The sequence below is a fragment of the Kribbella speibonae genome (assembly GCF_004331375.1).
In the GTDB taxonomy this organism is placed as follows: domain Bacteria; phylum Actinomycetota; class Actinomycetes; order Propionibacteriales; family Kribbellaceae; genus Kribbella; species Kribbella sindirgiensis.
Map to the genome: position 1 here is coordinate 690247 of NZ_SJKC01000002.1, position 18032 is coordinate 708278.

An 18032-nucleotide genomic window follows, 5' to 3' on the forward strand; every position below is an offset into this window, starting at 1 on the left:
GAAATCATGCCGGTGCCGAGGGTTACGGAGTACGACGATGGAAGCGCTGCCGCTGGCGGTGACGACGGGCTGGGCCAGTGGGGTGAACGCCTACGCCTGCGTGCTGATTCTCGGTCTGCTCGGCCGGTTCGCGGGCGCCGACGACGTACCGCACTCGCTGACCACGACGCCGGTCCTGATCATTGCCGGTGCGCTGTTCGCGGTCGAGTTCGTCGCCGACAAGATCCCGTACGTCGACTCGGCGTGGGACGCGATCTCGACCGTCGTCCGGCCGGTGATCGGCGCGGTCCTGGCCGCGCTGATGTCCGGTCAGGCGAGCACGCTGGAGCAGGCCCTGATCGCGACCACCGGCGGCCTGGTGGCGTTGCTGTCGCACGCGGTGAAGGCGAGTCTGCGGCTCGCGATCAACACCTCCCCCGAGCCGGTCACCAACATCGCCGCGTCGTCGGGTGAGGACGTCGCGGTCGCCGGTGTGATGTCGTTGGCCGCGTTCCACCCGGAGGTCGCGCTCGTCATCGCGGGCGTGCTGCTGATCCTCGGACTGCTCGGGGTGTACTTCGCGTTCAGGTTCATCCGGCGCGGGTATGTCAGATTCAAGGCTTGGCGAGAGAAAAGTGCTGCTTTGCCTGACCGGGGTGGTGGGGTGGGGAAGGAATAGGAATGGCGAATGTGATTGTCGTTGGGGCCGGTCTGGCCGGTCTCGCGAGTGCTGTGCGGCTGGCCAAGCTCGGCCACCAGGTGACCGTCTGCGAACGTGACGAGCGCCTGGGCGGCGCGCTCGGCCGTGTGGAGGCGGACGGGTTCACGTGGGACGCCGGAGCCGCCAGTACGACGCTCCCGGCCGCGCTACGCGACCTGTTCCGCAAGAGCGGCCGTCCGATCGAGAGCCTGGTGCAGCTGGACCCGGTGTCCGAGCCGCGTCGCCACATGTTCGTTGACGGCTCCGTGCTCGACCTGCCCGTCAGCGACCGCGGCGCACAGGAAGCGGCGTGGACCGACCTGGCCGGTGCACCTGCAGCAGCGCAGTGGACCGCCCTGGTCGACGCCTACGGCGAGACCTGGCAGATCCTTCGCAAGACGTCCCTGGAGCCACCGCTCGAGGACAAACTGCCGCTCAAGACCATCCGCGCTCTCAAGCCCTGGCAGTCGCTGGAGAAGGTCGCGCAACGCGAGCTGACCGACGACCGTTCCCGTGCGGTCCTGCGGCACTTCGCAGCCCAGGGCGGATCGGACGCCGCCCTCACACCGGGGTACGTCGGCGTCTGGTCCTACCTGGAGCGCACCTTCGGGCGCTGGACGATCGCGGGTGGCTTCGGCGCACTCGCTGACGCCCTTGTACAGCGCGCCAGCGAGCGGAGGATCACTGTGCGCACCAGCGCCGAGGTGGTCGCCGTCTCGACGTCAGGTGGCGCAGTGACCGGCGTACGACTCGCTGACGGTGAGGAACTGCTCGCAGACATCGTCGTCAGTGACGTCGACCCACGGATCCTCTACGAGTCCTTCGTCGACGATCCGGTCGCCAAGAAGGCACGCAAGCGGATCCTGTCCACACACCAGGCGCAGGCGGCGTACGTCGTACATCTCGGTCTGAAGGACCCGGTGCCGCAGCTGCCGTTCGAGACCGTCCTGCACGGGACACCGACCGTAGTCGTTCGCACCGGCGGCACAGCTCCTCCCGGGCATCAGGCCTGGTCAGTACTGGTCCACGGCTACCCCACTGACGACGTACTGGACCTCTTGGTCGCCCGTGGCCTGCCTGTTCGCGAGCACGTGGTGTCGCGGCAGACGTCGCCGTCCTGGTGGGCAGGTGTGGCCTGGGAGGGCTACAAGACCGCCCGCCGCCGCGCCACCAACGTGTCACCGGTCAAGGGGCTGTACTGCGTCGGCGCGGGCGCGCACCCGGGCTCCGGTGTGCCGGCCACCACACTCGGCGCGGCCATCGTGGCGGACGCCATCGGGAAGGCCTGAGACCCCTGTGGGGTTGGACAGTGAAGCCAACTAAGATTGGTTGTTCCTGTGTTCTGAGTCGGGGCGGGTCCCGGCCGTAGAGAGGACCTCGGTGGATCAAACCCCCACATCGGCCGATCACGACAACGCTGAGAGAGCTGAGCGGGCTGAGCTGGCGGCGGAGCAACAACATGTCGACCGGGTCTACGGCCGGGTCGAGGAGGCTGCGCGGTCCGCGTCCCGGATCGCGGTCGAAGGCCACCAGCGCGGCCAGGCGCAGAACGTCGGGCGTGTCCGCGACGAGGAGCAGACCGGTCTGTACGAGCGCGACGTACTGGTGTTCGCCGCCGCGCGCCGGATCGCCGAACTGGACGCCGAGCACGAGGGCCTGGTGTTCGGCCGGCTCGACTCCGACCACGGTGACGACGAGCCGGCGGCCACGACCGCGACCGAGCTCGAGAAGCTGTACGTCGGGCGGATCGGTGTCCGCGACGCCGAGTACGAACCGCTGGTGATCGACTGGCGCGCGCCCGCGGCCGAGCCGTTCTACCGCGCCACCGCGACGGACCGGCAGAAGGTCGTCCGGCGCCGCGTGCTGCGGAACAAGGGGTCCCGGATCGTCGGTCTCGAGGACGACCTGCTGGCGCCGGAGCGGGCGCCGGAGGACCTGCCGGTGATGGGCGAGGGCGCGCTGATGGCGTCGCTGTCGCGGGCCCGTGGGCACACGATGCGCGACATCGTCGCCACCATCCAGGCCGAGCAGGACAAAGCGATCCGGGCGCCCGCCCGGGGCGTCACCGTCATCGGCGGTGGTCCCGGTACCGGCAAGACCGTGGTGGCCCTGCACCGTGCGGCGTACCTGCTGTACAGCGACCGCAGGCGCTTCGAGCGTGGCGGCGTACTGGTCGTCGGCCCGTCTGCCGCGTTCATGGCCTACATCGAGCGGGTGCTGCCCAGCCTCGGTGAGAACACGGTGTCGCTGCGTGCTGTCGGCGAGCTGGTCGACGGGGTGAAGGCGACCGCGGTCGACGACGCCGCCGCGGCTGCCGTCAAGGGTTCGCTGCGGATGCGTGCGGTGCTGTCACGGGCCGCCCGCGACCGGGTGCCGAATGCGCCGACGAACCTGCGGGTGTTCCTCGGCGGCGCCACGGTCGAGCTCGACGCCAACCAGCTCGACAACGTACGCCGGAACGCTCTGCGCCGCACCGCCCGCAACCGGGCCGCCGCAGAGGCGCGGAAGGGCCTGATCGCCGCGCTGTGGCAGCGGTTCCCTGAGGACCTGCGCAACGGGCCGCTCGGTGACCGTGAGGCGTTCGGCGACCGCGTCTCCGACACTCCGGCATTCCGCACGTTCTTCAGCCAGTGGTGGCCGGTGCTGACCCCCGAAGCGGTACTGCGTTGGCTCGGTGACGCACGCCGTCTCCAGCGCTGGGCCCGCAACGACCTGACTCCCGCCGAGATCGACGCACTCGCGACCGCGATCCGGACGACCGACGAGTTCACCATTGCCGACGTGGCGTTGCTGGACGAGCTCAGCTCGTTTCTGGGCCGTCCTCCGATCGTGGAGAACAACGACGAGGAGTTCGACTGGCTCGAAGGGCTGTCGGACGGCGTCAACGAAGTACTGACCAGCTCCGAGCGCCGGGCCCGGGCCGCAGCCGCACGGGAGGCGGAGGAGCCGGAGGAGTACGCGCACGTCCTGGTGGACGAGGCGCAGGACCTCTCCCCCATGCAGTGGCGGATGGTGACGCGGCGCGGACCGCAGGCCAGCTGGACGATCGTCGGCGACCCGGCGCAGAGCTCCTGGCCCGACCCGGACGAGGCACGCGCCGCGATGGACTCGATGCTGTCTCACCTGCAGCGGCACGCGTTCCGGCTGTCCACCAACTACCGGAACTCGGCCGAGATCTACTCGTTCGCCGGAGAGGTGATCCGGCAGTCCATCCCGGACGCGGACCTGCCGAACGCGGTCCGCAGTACCGGGGTGGAGCCGGAGCACCGGGTCTTCGACGCGGGCAAGGTCTCAGAGGCGGCCGGTGACGCGGCCGTCGAGTTGCTGCAGCTGGTCGAGGGCACCGTCGGCGTCATCGTGCCGCCGGCGCTCCGTCCGGTCGTCGACCCGGTCCTCGCCGAGCTGAACGACCCACGGGTGATCGCGGTCAGCCCGCTCGACTCGAAGGGCCTCGAGTACGACGCCGTGGTCGTCGTCGAACCGGACCGGATCGTCAGCGACACACTGGGCGGCGTACGGGCGCTCTACGTGGTCCTCACCCGCGCCACCCAGCGCATGATCACCGTCAACAGCACGACCCGCTGGCTGCCCTCTTAACGCTGCTCAGGCGCGTGGTACGACGTACGACACCAAGTCGGCGTCGTTGGCCGAGAGGTCGGCCCAGCGGGTGGTGAGGTGCAGGATCGCGAGACCCGTGGTCGGGTACTTCTGGGTGAGCTCGACGCGCTCCGGACTGGTGCCGTCCAGGGCGAGCTCGTCGGCGAGCCACGGGATGCCCGGCGCGTGGCCGACGACGACCACGGTGCGGGCCTCCGCCGGGGCCTCGTGGATGACGTCCAGGATGCCGTCGGTGTCGGCGTTGTAGATGCGCTTGTCGTACCAGACGTCCTTGGCGCCGACACCGGCCTCGGCGACGTACTTCCAGGTCTCGCGGGTGCGCTTCGACGGCGAGCACAGGACCAGGTCCGCTTCGATGCCCTGGGCAACGAGGTGCCGCCCGGCGGCGCCCGCGTCGGCCCGCCCGCGCTCGGCCAGCGGCCGCTCGAGATCAGGCATCGTCTCGGGCGGCACCGCCTTGGCGTGCCGAAGCAGGACGAGCGTACGGTCGATCAACAGGTCCGACGGGTCAGCCATTGCGTCAGGATACGACGGACGCCTTGAGGTTGCGGAACACCTGCCGGGTCGCGGTGGATCTGTTCAGGGTGATGAAGTGGATGCCGGGTGCGCCGCCGGCCAGCAGGCGCTCGCACAGCTCGGTCGCGATCTCGACGCCGACCTCGCGGACGGCGGCCGGGTCGTCTTCGACGGCGTGCAGCCGGTCGGTGACCGCGGCCGGCAGCGCCATACCGGTGAGGTCGGCCATCCGCTGGATCTGCTTGATGTTCGTGACCGGCATGATGCCGGGCAGTACCGGGATGTCGCAGCCGAGCGCGGCGGCCCGGTCGACGAGCCGGAAGTAGTCGTCGGCGCCGAAGAACATCTGCGTGATGGCGTAGTCGGCGCCGGCCTGGGCCTTCGCGGCGAGCACCTGCGCGTCCGCCTCGAGCGAGGTCGCTTCCGGGTGCTTGTCCGGGAACGCGGCGACACCGACGCAGAAGTCACCCAGCGACCGGATCAACTCGACCAGCTCGATGGCGTGGTTGAGGCCCTCGGGGTGCGCGACCCAGGGCTGGTTCGGCCCGCCCGGCGGGTCGCCGCGGAGCGCGAGCATGTTCCGGACGCCGGATCCGGCGTACGCGCCGATCACGGAACGCAGCTCGTCGCGGGAGTGCGCGACGCAGGTCAGGTGCCCGAGCGGTGTCAGCGACGTGTCCTGCGCGACCCGCTCGGTGACCCGGATCGTGCCGTCCCGCGTCGTCCCGCCGGCGCCGTACGTGATCGAGACGAAGGTCGGCCGCAGCTGCTCGATCTCGCGGATCGACCGCCACAGCACCTCCTCCGCCTCGGGGGTCTTCGGTGGGAAGAACTCGAACGAGAAGGACCGGTCTCCGGATGCCAGCAGCTCGCGGATGGTCGGCGCACCGCCGGGAAGCGTCGAAGGAAGACCGTTCGCCATGACGTCAGGTTACCCGCGGTGGCCTCCTCCGTCTGCCCACCGACTACGCTCCGAGACGTGTATGGCGATGTGGACATCCCGGCCGAGATCCAGCGTGCACTGAGCGGCTTCCTCGACCGGCAGGAACAGCGGCTGACCGCCATCGGGCCGGAACTGGCCGAGCAGGTGCAGGCCGCGCGGGACGCGACCAGCGGCGGCAAGCGACTGCGTCCGTCCTTCTGCTACTGGGGTTTCCGGGCCGCGGGTGGCGACCCGGAGCAGCCGATCCTGACCGCCGCGGCGAGCCTGGAGATGCTGCACGTCAGCGCACTGGTGCACGACGACGTGATGGATTCCTCGGACGTACGGCGGGGCGCGCCGTCCGCGCATCGCCGGTTCGAGGCGCTGCAGCGGGAACGGTCCGCGAAGTCCGGGCACGGCGCGGATCCGGTCGGGTTCGGAGTCGGCGCCGCGATCCTGCTCGGGGACCTCTGTCTGATCTGGGCCGACGAGCTGCTGCACACGTCGGGCTTCGACGCGGCGGCGCTGGCCCGGGCGGAGCAGTACTTCGACGCCGTACGGGTCGAGGTGACGGCCGGGCAGTACCTCGACCTGCTGGCCCAGGCGAGCGGCGAGTCGGACATGGATCTGGCGTTGCGGGTGCTGCGGTACAAGTCGGCGACGTACACGATCGAGCGGCCGCTGCACGTCGGTGCGGCGTTGGGCGGCGGGAGCGCGGAGTTGATCTCGTCGCTGTCCGGGTACGGGCTGCCGCTGGGCGAGGCGTTCCAGTTGCGGGACGACCTGCTCGGGGTGTTCGGGGATCCGGCGGTGACGGGTAAGCCGGCCGGGGACGATCTGCGCGAAGGCAAGCGGACGGTCCTGATCGCGTACGCCGTCGACCACGCGTCAGAGATCCAGCTGGCCGAGTTCGACCGGCTCTTCGGGCGCCCGGACCTCGACGACGACGAGATCCAGCTGCTCCGCGAGATCCTTCAGGACTCCCGCGCCGTCCAGGCCTGCGAGGAGCTCATCACCGACCGCACCGAGGACGCACTCGACGCCCTCGACCAGGCCCCGCTGGCCGACGACCAGGCACGCAAGGCACTCACCGACCTGGCCGTCGCGGCGACGTCGCGGGTCGTGTAGCTACTGGTCCGCCAGCAGATTGATCAGGCGGAGGAGATCCGCGGTAGCGGGGAGGTTGCCGAGGATGATGACCTTGAGGACGGCTCGCTCCTCGTCGTAGATCGTCTCGGCCTTGAGGTGGACCGCCTCGGGCGCGTTCAGCGCGCCGTGGATGTGGGTGCTGAGGCGGTCGGCGGTGGCGCGGTCGACCGCGTCGATGTGGACGATGCTGGACGCCTCGACGTGCCGTGCGGAGCGGTCGACGTCGACGACGGCAGTCGGCGTACCGGTGAATTCCTCGAGGTCCTCGCGGGTGATCCGGTACTGCTTGCCGATCCGCACCGCCTTCAGCCGGCCGTCGCGGACGTAGTTGCGGATGGTGCGAACGTGCAGCCCCAGGCGGTTCGCGACCTGCTCCACCGAGTACAGCTCCTGGGCCATCCCATCAGCGTACGGCAGTTCCTTAGAATTCCCTATAAATAGTCGAATTAGGGTACTTAGGGTAATTTGAGCACATGCCACGGGTACACATCAGCGACACACCACTCGGCGACGAGAGCGACGCCGTACAGCTGATCGTCGACGCGCACTACGCACACGAGGCCGAGTGGATCGTGTTCACGCCGGAGCAGTTGGGGGACGCGTTCTTCGAGCTGAGCAGCGGACGGGCCGGCGCGATCACGCAGAAGTTCGTGATGTACCGGATGGGCCTGGCCGTCGTCGGCGACATCTCGGAGCGGGTCGCGGCGAGCAAGCCGCTGGCGGATTGGGTGCGGGAGAGCAACCGCGGCCGCAACCTGCTGTTCGCCGCGGATCTCGACGCTTTGAACGAGCAGCTAGAGGACCGGCAGTGAGCTCAGCAGGTCAGGCGTTTCCGTCTCGGCGATGAGAACCCGGAGCTGACCGGAGTTCGTGGTGTCCTCGGCGAAAATCTGTAGCGCGACGTCGACCGTGTCGTGGTCGTGGTCGAGCAGGTGCCGCAGCCCGGTCCACAGCACGACCTCGGGTGCACCCGTCGACCGGTCGCTGAGCGAGTCGGCCAGCGCGTCCCAGTTCCGGCCGAACCAGCGCGGCAGGTCGAACGCGGTCGCGCACAGGTCGAGAAACCCGGTCTTGTCGTGGATCTCGCCGGTGTCGAGCAGCACGAACCCGAAGCCTTCGTCCAGCGCGTCCCGGCGTACGGCGTCGGCACCTGGAGCGGCCGGCCAGCGATAGACACCAGGCCGCAACCCCTCCTCCAGCAGCGCCCGCAGCAGGCTCATGAAGTTCCCCCGTCTTCCGCGATCCGGCGGAAGGACTTGTAGTGGTCGTCCGTGTAATAACGCTCGCCGGCGTTGCCGGTCACGATGCGGCGGGCCCCGCGGTCCTTCTCCCCCGGCGTCTTCACGGTGTACTCGTGGTAGTAGCCGCGGTCGTGCTTCGGCAGGATCTTCTCCAGGTTGCCGAACACCACACCGTCCCGGCCGTACGGGTACGGCCCGCCCTGGTCGATCAGCTTCAGCGTGTCCTGGCCCTCCTTCGGCAGGTCCGCCACGGCGACGTACGCGAGACCGCTCGTCGGGTCGACGTCTGCCTTCTGGTCGGCCGCTTTCGTGTCCGCAGCGCAGCCGAACAGCGAGGCCGCCAGGGTGATCACCAGCATGGCGATCACCACGACCGCGACGATCCGCGCGGCCTTCGGGTTGTTGATCACCCGGCCACCCGCAGTCTCCGGCTGAACGCGGCGGCCGCCTCCCCCGGGTCGTCCGCCTCGGTGATCGCCCGTACGACGACCACGCGCGTGGCCCCCGCTTCCAGTACCTCGTCCAGCCGCTCCAGGTCGATGCCGCCGATCGCGAACCACGGCTTCGGCTGCTTGCGACCGGCCGCGTACGACACCAGGTCCAGACCGGCGGCCTGACGCCCCGGCTTGGTCGGCGTCGCCCAGGTCGGCCCGACGCAGAAGTAGTCCGACCCCACCTCGTCGACCGCGGCGTTCACCTGGCTGAACGTGTGCGTCGAGCGCCCCACGACCGGAGCAGGCCCGACGATCGCGCGGGCGGCGTGCACCGGCAGGTCACGCTGCCCCAGATGCAGTACGTCGGCGCCCGCCGCGAAGGCGATGTCAGCACGGTCGTTGACGGCCAGCAGCTTGCCGTGCCGCCGGCACGCGTCCGCGAACACCTCCAGCGCGGCCAGCTCGTCGGCAGCCTCCATGTCCTTCTGCCGGAGCTGCACGATGTCCACGCCACCGGCCAGCGCGGCGTCCAGGAACTGTTCGAGGTCACCCTGCTTCTCGCGCGCATCCGTGCACAGGTAGAGCCGGGCATCCGCGAGACGATCGGTGTGGTCGGTCACACCCCAAAGCCTGCCATGTCCCCCCAGAAGTAGGGTTGAGGGCATGCCTGATGTGGTGGTTGTCGGCGGCGGATTGATCGGTTTGGCGACCGCGTGGCGACTGGCCGCAGACGGTATCCAGGTGACGGTCTGTGACCCCACACCGGGCGCGCAGACCTCGAACGTCGCCGCCGGCATGCTCGCCCCGGTCACCGAGGTGGAGTACGGCGAGGACGACCTCCTGGCCCTCAACCTCGCGTCGGTGAACGCCTGGCCGACGTTCGCCGCCGAGCTCGAGGACCTGACGGGACAGCCCGCGGGCCTGCACCAGACCGGCACGCTGTCCGTCGCTTACGACGTGGACGACGCAGCAGCGCTCCGGAGGCTCGCCGACTACCAGCGGCGTCTCGGGCTCGAGGTAGAGGAGCTGTCCGGTCGTGACGCCCGCCGTCGCGAGCCTCTGCTCGCCACAGGTGTTTCCGGTGGCGTCTGGGTCCCCGGAGACCACTCCGTCGACAACAGGCAGGCCGTGGCCACGCTGCTCCGCGCCGTCGAGCTCTCCGGCGTACAGGTCATCCGCCAGCGCGTCACCCAGGTCATCACGTCCGGTACGACGGCACTCGGCGTACAGCTCGAGAACGGTGACACGGTGCACGCAGGTCACGTGATCGCGGCAACGGGGCCGTGGTCGTCGCAGCTGGACGGCGTACCCGAGGAGCTTCGTCCGCCGGTGCGTCCGGTGAAGGGTGAGGTACTGCGCTTGCGGGTCCCGGAGGCGTACCGCCCGGCACTCCAGCACACCGTACGCGCCACAGCCCGTGGCTTCTCGGTCTACCTCGTACCGCGACCGGGTGGCGAGCTGGTGGTCGGAGCCACCACCAGCGAGCTCGGGTACGACACGCGGGTGCTGGCGGGTGGCGTGTTCGCCCTGCTGCGTGACGCGCGGACCGTGCTGCCCATTACGGACGAGCTCGAGCTGGTGGAGGCACTCGCCGGCCTCCGCCCGGCGACCCCGGACAACGCGCCGATACTCGGCCCCTCCGGTCTGGATCGGTTGCTGTGGGCAACCGGCCACTACCGCAACGGCGTGCTGCTGACACCGGTCACCGCGCAGATCCTGGCTGACACCGTGCGGACAGGGACGTTGCCGGACCTCGGGAAGCCCTTCCTCGCCAGCCGGTTCGGGCACTGACTCACCGTTGCCCGCAGCAACCGGAAAGATTGTGAACGACAACAATGTAGTTCAGCCTTGAATTGTAACCTTTGCGTTACAGGCGTAACACCAACCCCATTCGCCACTGTTGTCACATCCGTACCAGCACATACGGTCAGGTGACGTTCACACGGGGAGTTGGTTGCGATGCGCAACGTCGTACGGATTTTGAGCGGCCTGGCCGTGCCGGTGCTGACCGCGGCGGTGATCACCGCCGGTGCGCCCGGCTTCGGCGCGTACAAGGTCAAGGAGGGTGACACCCTCAGTCACATCGCCGGCCGGTACGGCACGACGGTGTCGACCCTGGTCGCGCTGAACAAGCTGCCCGGCAACGGCAACGCGATCTACGCCGGCGAGGTGCTCAAGGTCCCAGGCAAGGGAGCAGGCAAGGGGTCGTCGAAGACCACCGCCAAGACGCCGGCGAAACGCTCCCAGCTCGGCCGGGTGACGTACGTCGTGAAGCCCGGCGACACCGTTTCCGGGATCGCGAAGCGCTTCAAGTGCTCGCAGGCCAACCTGCTCGCCGCGAACGGGCTGAAGTCCGGCGCCCGGATCTACGCCGGCAAGCCGCTGCAGGTGCCGGTGAAGGTGCGCTCCAAGGCCAGGAAGGACAACACGTTCGCGGGGCGCACGTACGCCGACCACATCGTCGCCGCGGCCAACCGGAACCGGGCCACGCTGAAGAAGCGCAAGCTGCCGACCCGGACCCAGATGCGCGCCCTGATCGTCAGCACCGCGAAACGGTACGGCGTCGACCCGGAGCTGGCGCTCGCGGTCAGCTGGCAGGAGTCCGGCTGGAAGCAGCGGGTCGTCTCCCCCGCGAACGCGATCGGCGCGATGCAGGTGATCCCGTCGACCGGCCGGTTCGCCTCCAAGCTCGTCGGCCGCGACCTGGACCTGCTGAAACCCCGCGACAACGTCACCGCCGGCGTCGTCCTGCTGAGCCGCCTGACCGGCGCCGCCAAGCTCGACATCGCGGTGGCCGGCTACTACCAGGGCCTCGGCGGCGTGAAGAAGAACGGCATGTACGCCGACACCAAGCTCTACGTGAAGAACGTCCTGCGGATCCAGGCGCAGCTGGAACGCGGGTGGGACCCCCTGCGGTGAGCCTGAGCCAGTCACGCTGAGCGGTTATCTACACTCTCTGCAGAACGGTTTGGGGAGAGGCGGCTCACCGCAAGTGACGGACGACGTGGACACGCAGGTCAGCGACCGCCTCGTCGGGCGCGTGCTCGACGGTCGGTACCGCGTGGGCGCGCGCGTCGCCAAGGGCGGTATGGCCACTGTCTACGAGGCGCTGGACATGCGGCTGGACCGGACCGTCGCGCTCAAGGTGATGCACGACGGGCTCGGCGACGACGCCCAGTTCACCCGCCGGTTCGTGGCCGAGGCCCGCGCCGCCGCCCGCCTCTCGAACCCGAACGTGGTGGCTGTCTTCGACCAGGGCGACGACGACGGCACGCTGTTCCTGGCGATGGAGTACGTCCGCGGCCGCACACTGCGGGACGTCATCCGCGAGGAAGCACCACTGTCCCCCGCCCGCGCGCTCGACCTGCTGACGCCGGTCCTGTCCGCGCTGTCGGCAGCACACGACGCCGGCATCGTGCACCGCGACATCAAGCCGGAGAACGTCCTGATCTCCGACAAGGGCGCGGTGAAGGTCGCCGACTTCGGTCTGGCGCGTGCGGTGAGCGCGAGCGGCAACACGGCCACCCAGGGACTCCTGATGGGCACCGTGTCGTACCTGGCGCCGGAGCTGGTCACGGACGGCAGTGCGGACGCCCGCTCGGACGTGTACTCGGCCGGCATCGTCCTGTACGAGATGCTCACCGGCAACAAGCCGCACTCCGGCGACACCCCGATCCAGGTCGCCTACGCCCACGTCCACGCCGACGTACCCCCGCCGTCGCTGGAGCAGCCGAGCATCCCGCCGTACGTCGATGCGCTCGTGCAGCGCGCGACCGCGCGGGACCGGGACCTGCGGCCGACCGACGCGCGAGTGTTCAGCCGGCAGGTGCACCGGGTGCGCAGCGCACTCGACGAAGGGTTGCCGGACGACCCTGAGCTGACCGGTGACCTGACGGTGCCGATTCACCAGATCCGGCAGGACAGCGGGTACGACGACGGCTACACGCGCGGCGAGGCCTCAGGTGAGATCAGGCACGACACCATCGTCGTACCGGTGGAGCACGGCCGGCCCACCGGCGCTCCGGCCAAGACACCGCCTCCGACGAAGGCACCGCCACAGAGGCAGCGCAGGTCGCGTGGCCCGATCGCACTGATCGCGATCGTCGCCGCCGCGATCGCGATCGGCACCGGAGCCTGGTACTACGGGATTCAGCGCTACACCACCACACCCAGCCTGGTGGGCCTGGAGCCCGCCGCCGCGACGGCCAGGGCGCAGGAGTCCGGTCTGCACACCACCCTGGACAACCAGGACTACTCGGAGGACGTGAAGGCGGGTCTGATCATCCGCACCGACCCGAAGGCGGGCGACCGGATCCGGAAGGACGGTGAGATCGGTCTCACCGTCTCCAAGGGCCCGGAGCGGTACCGCGTGCCGCAGCTCGTCGGTCTGCAACTGGACGCGGCACAGCAGGCGCTGTCGCCGATCAAGCTGATCACCGGGCAGATCATCGAGCAGTACAACGAGACCGTGCCGCAGGGCAAGGTGATCGCGATCAGCCCGAAGTTCAACACGGTCGTGAAACCAGGCACCTCGGTGAACTTCGCGGTCAGCAAGGGCAAACGGCCGATCACCGTCCCGGATCTGACCGGCAAGTCCTACCGCGAGGCGAACAAGACCTTGCGCAACCTCGGGTTCGTCGTCGGGCGCAGCACGCAGTACGACGAGAAGGTGGCCGAGGGCAAGGTGATCAGCCAGAGCCCGAACAACGGCACGCTCTTCGCCAAGGACAAGGTCTCGCTGGTCGTGTCGCTCGGCCCGCCGCTGGTCGAGGTACCGGACGTGAAGAAGAAGACCACCGCCGAGGCGCAGAAGATCCTCGGCGACGCCGGCTTCAAGGTGACCGTGCAGAAGGCGCCGTTCAACCTCGGCCTCAACATCGTCGCCGCCCAGAGCCCCGGCGGCGGACGGAAGGTCAAACCCGGCAGCACGATCGTGATCACCGTGCTCTGATTTCGCTTACCCGCAGGCGATCTGATCTGATGTCCGGCGTGAACCACCCGCGTCTTGCCGTGCTGGCCCTGCTGTCGGTTGCGGCGGCCTGGGGGTCGACGTTCTTCCTGACCAAGGACCTGCTCACCAGGATGGACGTCGCCGACTACCTGGCGTTGCGGTTCCTGATCGCTTCGGTCGCGTTGATCCTGGTGCACCCGCCCGCGATCGCGCGGCTCAGTCGCCTCGACCGCGGCCGCGCCGTTGCCCTCGGCATCACGTACGGCATCGCCCAGCTCCTCCAGACCGAGGGCCTGCGGCACACCTCGGCCAGCGTGTCCGGCTTCGTCACCGGCATGTACGTCGTCTTCACCCCGCTGCTCGGCGCCGTGATCCTGCGGCACAAGATCGGCCGCTGGGCCTGGATCGCCGTGATCCTCGCCACGACCGGTCTCGGCGTACTGTCGTTGCGGGGCCTCAGCCTCGGCCACGGCGAGCTGCTGACGCTGGCGTCCGCCGGCCTCTACGCGCTGCACATCATCGGCCTGGGCGCCTGGTCGACCTCGAGGAACGCGTTCGGCCTGTCGTCACTGCAGATGATCGTGATCACCTGCGTCTGCGCGATCGGCGCCCTGCCCGGCGGGTTCTCGGCGCCTTCCACGGGCCGTGACTGGGTGGCCGTGGTCTACATGGCACTGGTCGCGGGGGCCCTCGCGCTGATCGTCCAAACGTGGGCGCAGGCACACCTGACTCCCACTCGGGCGGCGATTGCCATGACAATGGAGCCAGTGTTCGCGTCGGGGTTCGCGGTGCTGTTCGGCTCCGACAGCCTCACCTGGCGGATGCTGGTCGGCGGCGCACTGGTGGTGTCGGCCATGTACCTGGTCGAGCTGGCGCCACGGCGAAAGTTCGAGGCGGAAGTGCAGCACCTGGCCCAGTAGTTTTTGCTCAGGAGGGGGGACCATGCGGCCGAGCCGACGGCGCGATCGGTGGTTCCCTAACGTCGTGATCGCGCTGGTGCTGCTGGCGCTGGCCGGCGGGACCGTCAGCAACCTGGTGCGCAATCCGCAGCCCCGGCTGGTCGCCGAAGGCGTTCCGGGTCGCTTGGCCCCGCCCGGCGGCGCCTCGGCGGGCAGCGGGAAGTACGACGACCTGGTCCGGCACGCCCTGGCCGACCTCGACGCACTCACCGTCCAGAACGACCCACCGCCTGACCGGCAAACCGTCCCGGACGACACCAAGCTCCCGGACGACACGACGCTGCCGGGTGCTGCCACGCCGCCGGACACCACCACGCTGCCGGGCGCCGCCGTACCGAGCGGTGTGACCCTGGCGGGCTGGAACGGTCCTTGGCGGTTCGTCTGGCCACGCGACGTGTCGTTCGTCGCGGTCGCCCGCTGCGCCGTCGGCCAGTACGACAAGGCGTACCAGGTGCTGTCGTTCCTGAACAGCATCCGCCCGTCGACCGGCCGCTGGGAGGCCCGCTACACCGGCACGGGCGGCCACCTCGAAGACGCCCGGGCACCCCAAGTGGACGGCGCGGGCTGGGTCATCTGGGCGACCTGGTTCTGCCGCGCGGGCAACCGGTACTGGGATCTCGTCCGCGAGTCCGCGGACCAGATCGTCGGCGAGCTCGGTCCGGACGGCCTCCCGGCGAGCTCATCCGACTATTGGGAAAGGCCCGAGAAAGAGGTCACACTGGGCACGGTCGCTCCCCTGCTGACCGGCCTCCGCAGCGCGATCCGCGTCGCCACCGACCTGCGCCACACAACCGACGCCGACCGCTGGCGCACGGCGCTCGACCGACTGTCGGCGGCAACCGACCGCGCCTTCGCGCCCGACTACCCCCGGACGCCGGCGCGCGCCACCAGCTTCGTCGAACCAGGTGTCGAACCGATCAGCATCGGCGGCGGCGCCGACGCAATCGTCACGGTGCTGGGTCCACCGTTCGCGCCGGGCAGTCCTGAGGTATCGGCGGCGATCGACCGCGCACACGGCGTACTCACACAGCCCAACGGCGGTGTGACGCCTGGAGAGTCCTGGCGTGCGGACGGGGTGTCCTGGACGCCTCAGACCGCGTTGTTCGCACTGAGCGCTGCAGCCCGGGGAGACCGCTCCACGGCCGAGACCCTCCTCACCTGGCTGGACCAGCACCGGACCCGTACCGGTGCGCTGCCCGAGAAGGTCAACCGGGACCTGGAGCCGGCCGGCGAGGCACCACTCGCGTGGACTGCCGCATTGGTGATTCTCGCCGACACCGCTCTCCGGAACCCGCTACCAGTCCCGTAGCTAGCAGATCTCCATCACATCGTGCGTGGGCGCGTCCGGTCGCGCCGTACTCGTCTTACTCGAGTAGAAGAACGCCGTGGACGAGATGTCGTCCTGTAGCGGCAGGTAGCGTCCGCCGGAGCGCCAGCCGAGCGCCTGTACGTCGACGCGCAGCCGCTCCTTGAAGCGGATCGGATCTGGCAGGTGGAAGCGGTACATGCCGAAGCGCTGCTGGCTCTGGTACTGCCCGTCCGGCCGGATCACCTGCGGCATACCGAGGTACGGCGTACTGAACTCGGTGTACCCGCCCAGATGGGGTACGTCGAAGTTCCACGCGCCACCGAAGTAGTCCTCGGTCCCTGTGCCGCAGATGGTCGGGAACTCGTCGTCACCGTCCAGGTAGAACTTCACCTCGCCCTCACCCCACCAACCGGTGCTGTTGACGCCCCAGGCCAGGTAGGTGCCGACGTAATGCCCCGGGCCCTCCACGCCGTCCAGCAGCGTGTGCACGGTCTTGGAAGGCAGCGGGTTACTGCGACGCCACTGCGCGTGCAGGTACGCCGACTTGTCCGGCACAGCACCCAGCCAGTAGTCCACCTGGAAGTACACGACCACCGGCTCGTCGTGCGTGTTCTCAATGGTCAGCTGCGCCTGGGACTGGAACGGCATCTCCCAGTAGCAGTTGAACCCGCCGTTGGGGTTCACCGCGACCGGCAGCGAGCTCACCTGGGCGAACTTGCCCCAGCCGGAGCAGAAGAAGTCGCCGACCGGCGTCTCGATCGCGGGCGCGGCGTCGCCGTCCCAGAACGCCCGCAGTACCAGCCGGCGCCAGTGGTCGACGTGCGTGGTCAGCCAGATGTGCGTGATGCAGCCGGACCCGGCGATGTCGGCGAGTGTCACGGTCTCCCCCGGCGCGATCTCGATCGACGGCGAGACCTTCCAGCCCTGGCCGAGGTCGCGGGCCGCGTGCGCGCCGGTCCCCTCGGTCCGCCGCCCACCCTGACCGGGCTCGCCGGTCGGGTTCTCCGCACTGATGGAGCGCGACTCGACGTCGGCGAGCGCACTGATGCCGGTGAGGTTCCCAAGAGTCATACCCGCGACCTTAGGCCCCACTCGGTCCGCTGAGAAATCGATTGCCCATCAACTGGACCCGCCGCCCTCACCACGACTGCCCGCGTTATGTGGGCGCTTATATTCAGCGTGGGTTATATTGCTGGGATGGACAGTCGGCGCGGGACGGTCTTCACGACCGGCGACGGACGGACGGCGATCAGGTTCGAGCGGCTGCTGCGCTATCCGCCGGAGCAGGTGTGGAAGGCGATCACCGATCCTGGGCGGCTGTCCGCGTGGTTCCCCGCCGTGGTGGACCTGGATCGTCCGGTCGGGAGTGAGCTGTACTTCGCGGTGACAGCGGAACAGCAGCGGAGGTACGGGATGGCGGACGACCCGGACCGCAAGCCGAACGGGCGCCTGCTGCGGAGCGAGCCGCCGACTGTGCTGGAGTACGAATGGGCCGGCGAGATCCTCACCTGGGAGATCTCTCCCAGCCCGGCGGGCAGCCGGCTGGTGTTCACCAACGTCCTGTCCGATCCTGAGGCCGCTGGACCTGCGGCGGCGGGCTGGGAGGCAGGGCTGGAGGTCGTCGAGGCTCAGCTCGACGGCACGCCTGTCACCTGGGACCCGCTCGCACGGGCCGAGGAGTTGGCCGCGGCCTACGAATAGCAGGGTTCAGCAGGGGCGGATCTTGGCGTCCAGGCCGTGGGTGAAGGAGAGGCAGGCCCAGGGGCGGCCCTGGTCGCGCTTGGCGCGGATGACGAGGGGGAAGGCGTCCGCGCCGCGTACCTGCGGGTTCTTCTCCGTCGGCAAGGTTCCGACCGCTCCCCCGCGTGCCTCGGCCGCGGCTTGGACGTCCGCGACCGACACCGCACTCTGGGCCTTCTTCTGCGCCGCGTTCTTCGCGTCGGTCGCGACCTGGAGCGCGAAGTCGATCTCCGGCGGCTTCGACCACGTCGTCTGCGACACCGGGATGATCAGCCCGAACATCCCCAGCCCGACCCCCGTCACGATCTGCCGCAGCCGCCGGGTCTGGTCGGTGGCCAGGAGCGCGGCGCAGCACACCGCGAGCAGGGCGGTGAGGCCACGGAGGAACCAGTGCCGATCGAGCCGGCTGTCGACCGCGAGCCCGGCCGCGGCGGCGATCACCAAACAGAGCCCGGCCGCACCCAGCGCCCGAGCCCGCGGAGACAGAGATTGCATGCCGCAGACGATAGACGCT

General features: G+C 69.4%; 19 protein-coding genes. 11 read left to right on the forward strand and 8 right to left on the reverse strand.

Annotated features, from left to right (window positions below; all coding sequences use genetic code 11):
* Positions 1 to 37 precede the first annotated feature (37 nt).
* From E0H92_RS16620 to E0H92_RS16630, 3 genes are all read left to right on the forward strand, one after another.
* Positions 38 to 658, forward strand: coding sequence for a DUF4126 domain-containing protein (locus E0H92_RS16620; RefSeq protein ID WP_131496864.1), 621 nt, complete (start codon positions 38 to 40; stop codon positions 656 to 658).
* A 2-nt stretch (positions 659 to 660) separates the two neighbouring features.
* Complete coding sequence (locus E0H92_RS16625; protein WP_131496865.1) at positions 661 to 1968, forward strand: phytoene desaturase family protein; 1308 nt, start codon at positions 661 to 663, stop codon at positions 1966 to 1968.
* Positions 1969 to 2059: 91 nt separating this feature from the next.
* On the forward strand, positions 2060 to 4276 hold the full coding sequence (locus E0H92_RS16630; protein ID WP_131496866.1) for a HelD family protein: 2217 nt from the start codon (positions 2060 to 2062) through the stop codon (positions 4274 to 4276).
* 6 nt (positions 4277 to 4282) lie between these two features.
* Here the strand turns inward: E0H92_RS16630 and E0H92_RS16635 are convergent, their stop codons facing one another.
* Both E0H92_RS16635 and metF read right to left on the reverse strand, forming a co-directional pair.
* The gene (locus tag E0H92_RS16635; protein ID WP_131462734.1) at positions 4283 to 4813 is read right to left on the reverse strand and encodes a SixA phosphatase family protein; all 531 of its coding nucleotides are present in this window, start codon (positions 4811 to 4813) and stop codon (positions 4283 to 4285) included.
* A gap of 4 nt (positions 4814 to 4817) precedes the next feature.
* Entirely contained in the window at positions 4818 to 5735 is a 918-nt protein-coding gene (gene metF / locus E0H92_RS16640; protein WP_131462733.1) for a methylenetetrahydrofolate reductase [NAD(P)H], read from the reverse strand.
* Positions 5736 to 5792: 57 nt separating this feature from the next.
* Between metF and E0H92_RS16645 the strand changes: the two genes are divergently transcribed.
* On the forward strand, positions 5793 to 6863 hold the full coding sequence (locus E0H92_RS16645) for a polyprenyl synthetase family protein (RefSeq protein WP_131496867.1): 1071 nt from the start codon (positions 5793 to 5795) through the stop codon (positions 6861 to 6863).
* Here E0H92_RS16645 and E0H92_RS16650 read toward each other — a convergent pair whose 3' ends face one another.
* Positions 6864 to 7283 carry a helix-turn-helix domain-containing protein gene (locus tag E0H92_RS16650; protein ID WP_131462731.1) on the reverse strand — a complete coding sequence of 140 codons (420 nt, stop codon included), beginning with the start codon at positions 7281 to 7283 and terminating at the stop codon, positions 6864 to 6866.
* A 74-nt stretch (positions 7284 to 7357) separates the two neighbouring features.
* Here E0H92_RS16650 and E0H92_RS16655 point away from each other — a divergent pair, with 74 nt between their 5' ends.
* Positions 7358 to 7696 carry a DUF4180 domain-containing protein gene (locus tag E0H92_RS16655; RefSeq protein ID WP_131496868.1) on the forward strand — a complete coding sequence of 113 codons (339 nt, stop codon included), beginning with the start codon at positions 7358 to 7360 and terminating at the stop codon, positions 7694 to 7696.
* Here the strand turns inward: E0H92_RS16655 and E0H92_RS16660 are convergent.
* The 3 genes from E0H92_RS16660 to thiE are packed head-to-tail and all read right to left on the reverse strand — an operon-like array spanning position 7679 to position 9179.
* A complete protein-coding gene (locus E0H92_RS16660; protein WP_131496869.1) occupies positions 7679 to 8104 on the reverse strand; it encodes a barstar family protein in 426 nt (141 codons plus the stop codon). The two genes, E0H92_RS16655 and E0H92_RS16660, sit on opposite strands and share 18 nt — an antisense overlap.
* Positions 8101 to 8535 carry a guanyl-specific ribonuclease gene (locus tag E0H92_RS16665; RefSeq protein ID WP_202873665.1) on the reverse strand — a complete coding sequence of 145 codons (435 nt, stop codon included), beginning with the start codon at positions 8533 to 8535 and terminating at the stop codon, positions 8101 to 8103. Before E0H92_RS16665 ends, E0H92_RS16660 begins: the two co-directional genes overlap by 4 nt.
* Positions 8532 to 9179, reverse strand: a complete 648-nt coding sequence (gene thiE / locus E0H92_RS16670; RefSeq protein WP_238173459.1) for a thiamine phosphate synthase — start codon at positions 9177 to 9179, stop codon at positions 8532 to 8534. Before thiE ends, E0H92_RS16665 begins: the two co-directional genes overlap by 4 nt.
* Positions 9180 to 9222: 43 nt before the next feature.
* Between thiE and thiO the strand changes: the two genes are divergently transcribed.
* From thiO to E0H92_RS16695, 5 genes are all read left to right on the forward strand, one after another.
* Positions 9223 to 10350 (forward strand): glycine oxidase ThiO, encoded by a 1128-nt coding sequence (gene thiO / locus E0H92_RS16675; RefSeq protein WP_131496871.1) that lies wholly within the window; start codon positions 9223 to 9225, stop codon positions 10348 to 10350.
* 168 nt (positions 10351 to 10518) lie between these two features.
* Positions 10519 to 11478, forward strand: a complete 960-nt coding sequence (locus E0H92_RS16680) for a LysM peptidoglycan-binding domain-containing protein (RefSeq protein ID WP_131496872.1) — start codon at positions 10519 to 10521, stop codon at positions 11476 to 11478.
* 73 nt (positions 11479 to 11551) lie between these two features.
* Positions 11552 to 13510, forward strand: coding sequence for a Stk1 family PASTA domain-containing Ser/Thr kinase (pknB, locus tag E0H92_RS16685; RefSeq protein ID WP_131496873.1), 1959 nt, complete (start codon positions 11552 to 11554; stop codon positions 13508 to 13510).
* A 29-nt stretch (positions 13511 to 13539) separates the two neighbouring features.
* A complete protein-coding gene (locus E0H92_RS16690) occupies positions 13540 to 14430 on the forward strand; it encodes a DMT family transporter (protein WP_131462724.1) in 891 nt (296 codons plus the stop codon).
* A gap of 64 nt (positions 14431 to 14494) precedes the next feature.
* Entirely contained in the window at positions 14495 to 15778 is a 1284-nt protein-coding gene (locus E0H92_RS16695) for a glycoside hydrolase family 15 protein (RefSeq protein WP_238173460.1), read from the forward strand.
* Here E0H92_RS16695 and E0H92_RS16700 read toward each other — a convergent pair whose 3' ends face one another.
* Positions 15779 to 16849, reverse strand: a complete 1071-nt coding sequence (locus E0H92_RS16700) for a glycoside hydrolase family 172 protein (RefSeq protein ID WP_131496875.1) — start codon at positions 16847 to 16849, stop codon at positions 15779 to 15781.
* Between the two features lie 126 nt (positions 16850 to 16975).
* Between E0H92_RS16700 and E0H92_RS16705 the strand changes: the two genes are divergently transcribed.
* Positions 16976 to 17479, forward strand: coding sequence for an SRPBCC domain-containing protein (locus tag E0H92_RS16705; RefSeq protein ID WP_165549808.1), 504 nt, complete (start codon positions 16976 to 16978; stop codon positions 17477 to 17479).
* A 6-nt stretch (positions 17480 to 17485) separates the two neighbouring features.
* Here the strand turns inward: E0H92_RS16705 and E0H92_RS16710 are convergent, their stop codons facing one another.
* Positions 17486 to 18013, reverse strand: a complete 528-nt coding sequence (locus tag E0H92_RS16710) for a hypothetical protein (protein ID WP_131496877.1) — start codon at positions 18011 to 18013, stop codon at positions 17486 to 17488.
* Positions 18014 to 18032: the final 19 nt, after the last annotated feature.

Bases quoted from the DNA above. Each gene is read 5' to 3' on its own strand.
- E0H92_RS16620 (WP_131496864.1), top strand. From the start codon at position 38: ATGGAAGCGCTGCCGCTGGCGGTGACGACGGGCTGGGCCAGTGGGGTG.
- E0H92_RS16625 (WP_131496865.1), top strand. From the start codon at position 661: ATGGCGAATGTGATTGTCGTTGGGGCCGGTCTGGCCGGTCTCGCGAGT.
- E0H92_RS16635 (WP_131462734.1), bottom strand. From the start codon at position 4,813: ATGGCTGACCCGTCGGACCTGTTGATCGACCGTACGCTCGTCCTGCTT.
- metF (WP_131462733.1), bottom strand. From the start codon at position 5,735: ATGGCGAACGGTCTTCCTTCGACGCTTCCCGGCGGTGCGCCGACCATC.
- E0H92_RS16650 (WP_131462731.1), bottom strand. From the start codon at position 7,283: ATGGCCCAGGAGCTGTACTCGGTGGAGCAGGTCGCGAACCGCCTGGGG.
- E0H92_RS16655 (WP_131496868.1), top strand. From the start codon at position 7,358: ATGCCACGGGTACACATCAGCGACACACCACTCGGCGACGAGAGCGAC.
- E0H92_RS16660 (WP_131496869.1), bottom strand. From the start codon at position 8,104: ATGAGCCTGCTGCGGGCGCTGCTGGAGGAGGGGTTGCGGCCTGGTGTC.
- thiO (WP_131496871.1), top strand. From the start codon at position 9,223: ATGCCTGATGTGGTGGTTGTCGGCGGCGGATTGATCGGTTTGGCGACC.
- E0H92_RS16680 (WP_131496872.1), top strand. From the start codon at position 10,519: ATGCGCAACGTCGTACGGATTTTGAGCGGCCTGGCCGTGCCGGTGCTG.
- E0H92_RS16690 (WP_131462724.1), top strand. From the start codon at position 13,540: ATGTCCGGCGTGAACCACCCGCGTCTTGCCGTGCTGGCCCTGCTGTCG.
- E0H92_RS16700 (WP_131496875.1), bottom strand. From the start codon at position 16,849: ATGACTCTTGGGAACCTCACCGGCATCAGTGCGCTCGCCGACGTCGAG.
- E0H92_RS16705 (WP_165549808.1), top strand. From the start codon at position 16,976: ATGGACAGTCGGCGCGGGACGGTCTTCACGACCGGCGACGGACGGACG.
- E0H92_RS16710 (WP_131496877.1), bottom strand. From the start codon at position 18,013: ATGCAATCTCTGTCTCCGCGGGCTCGGGCGCTGGGTGCGGCCGGGCTC.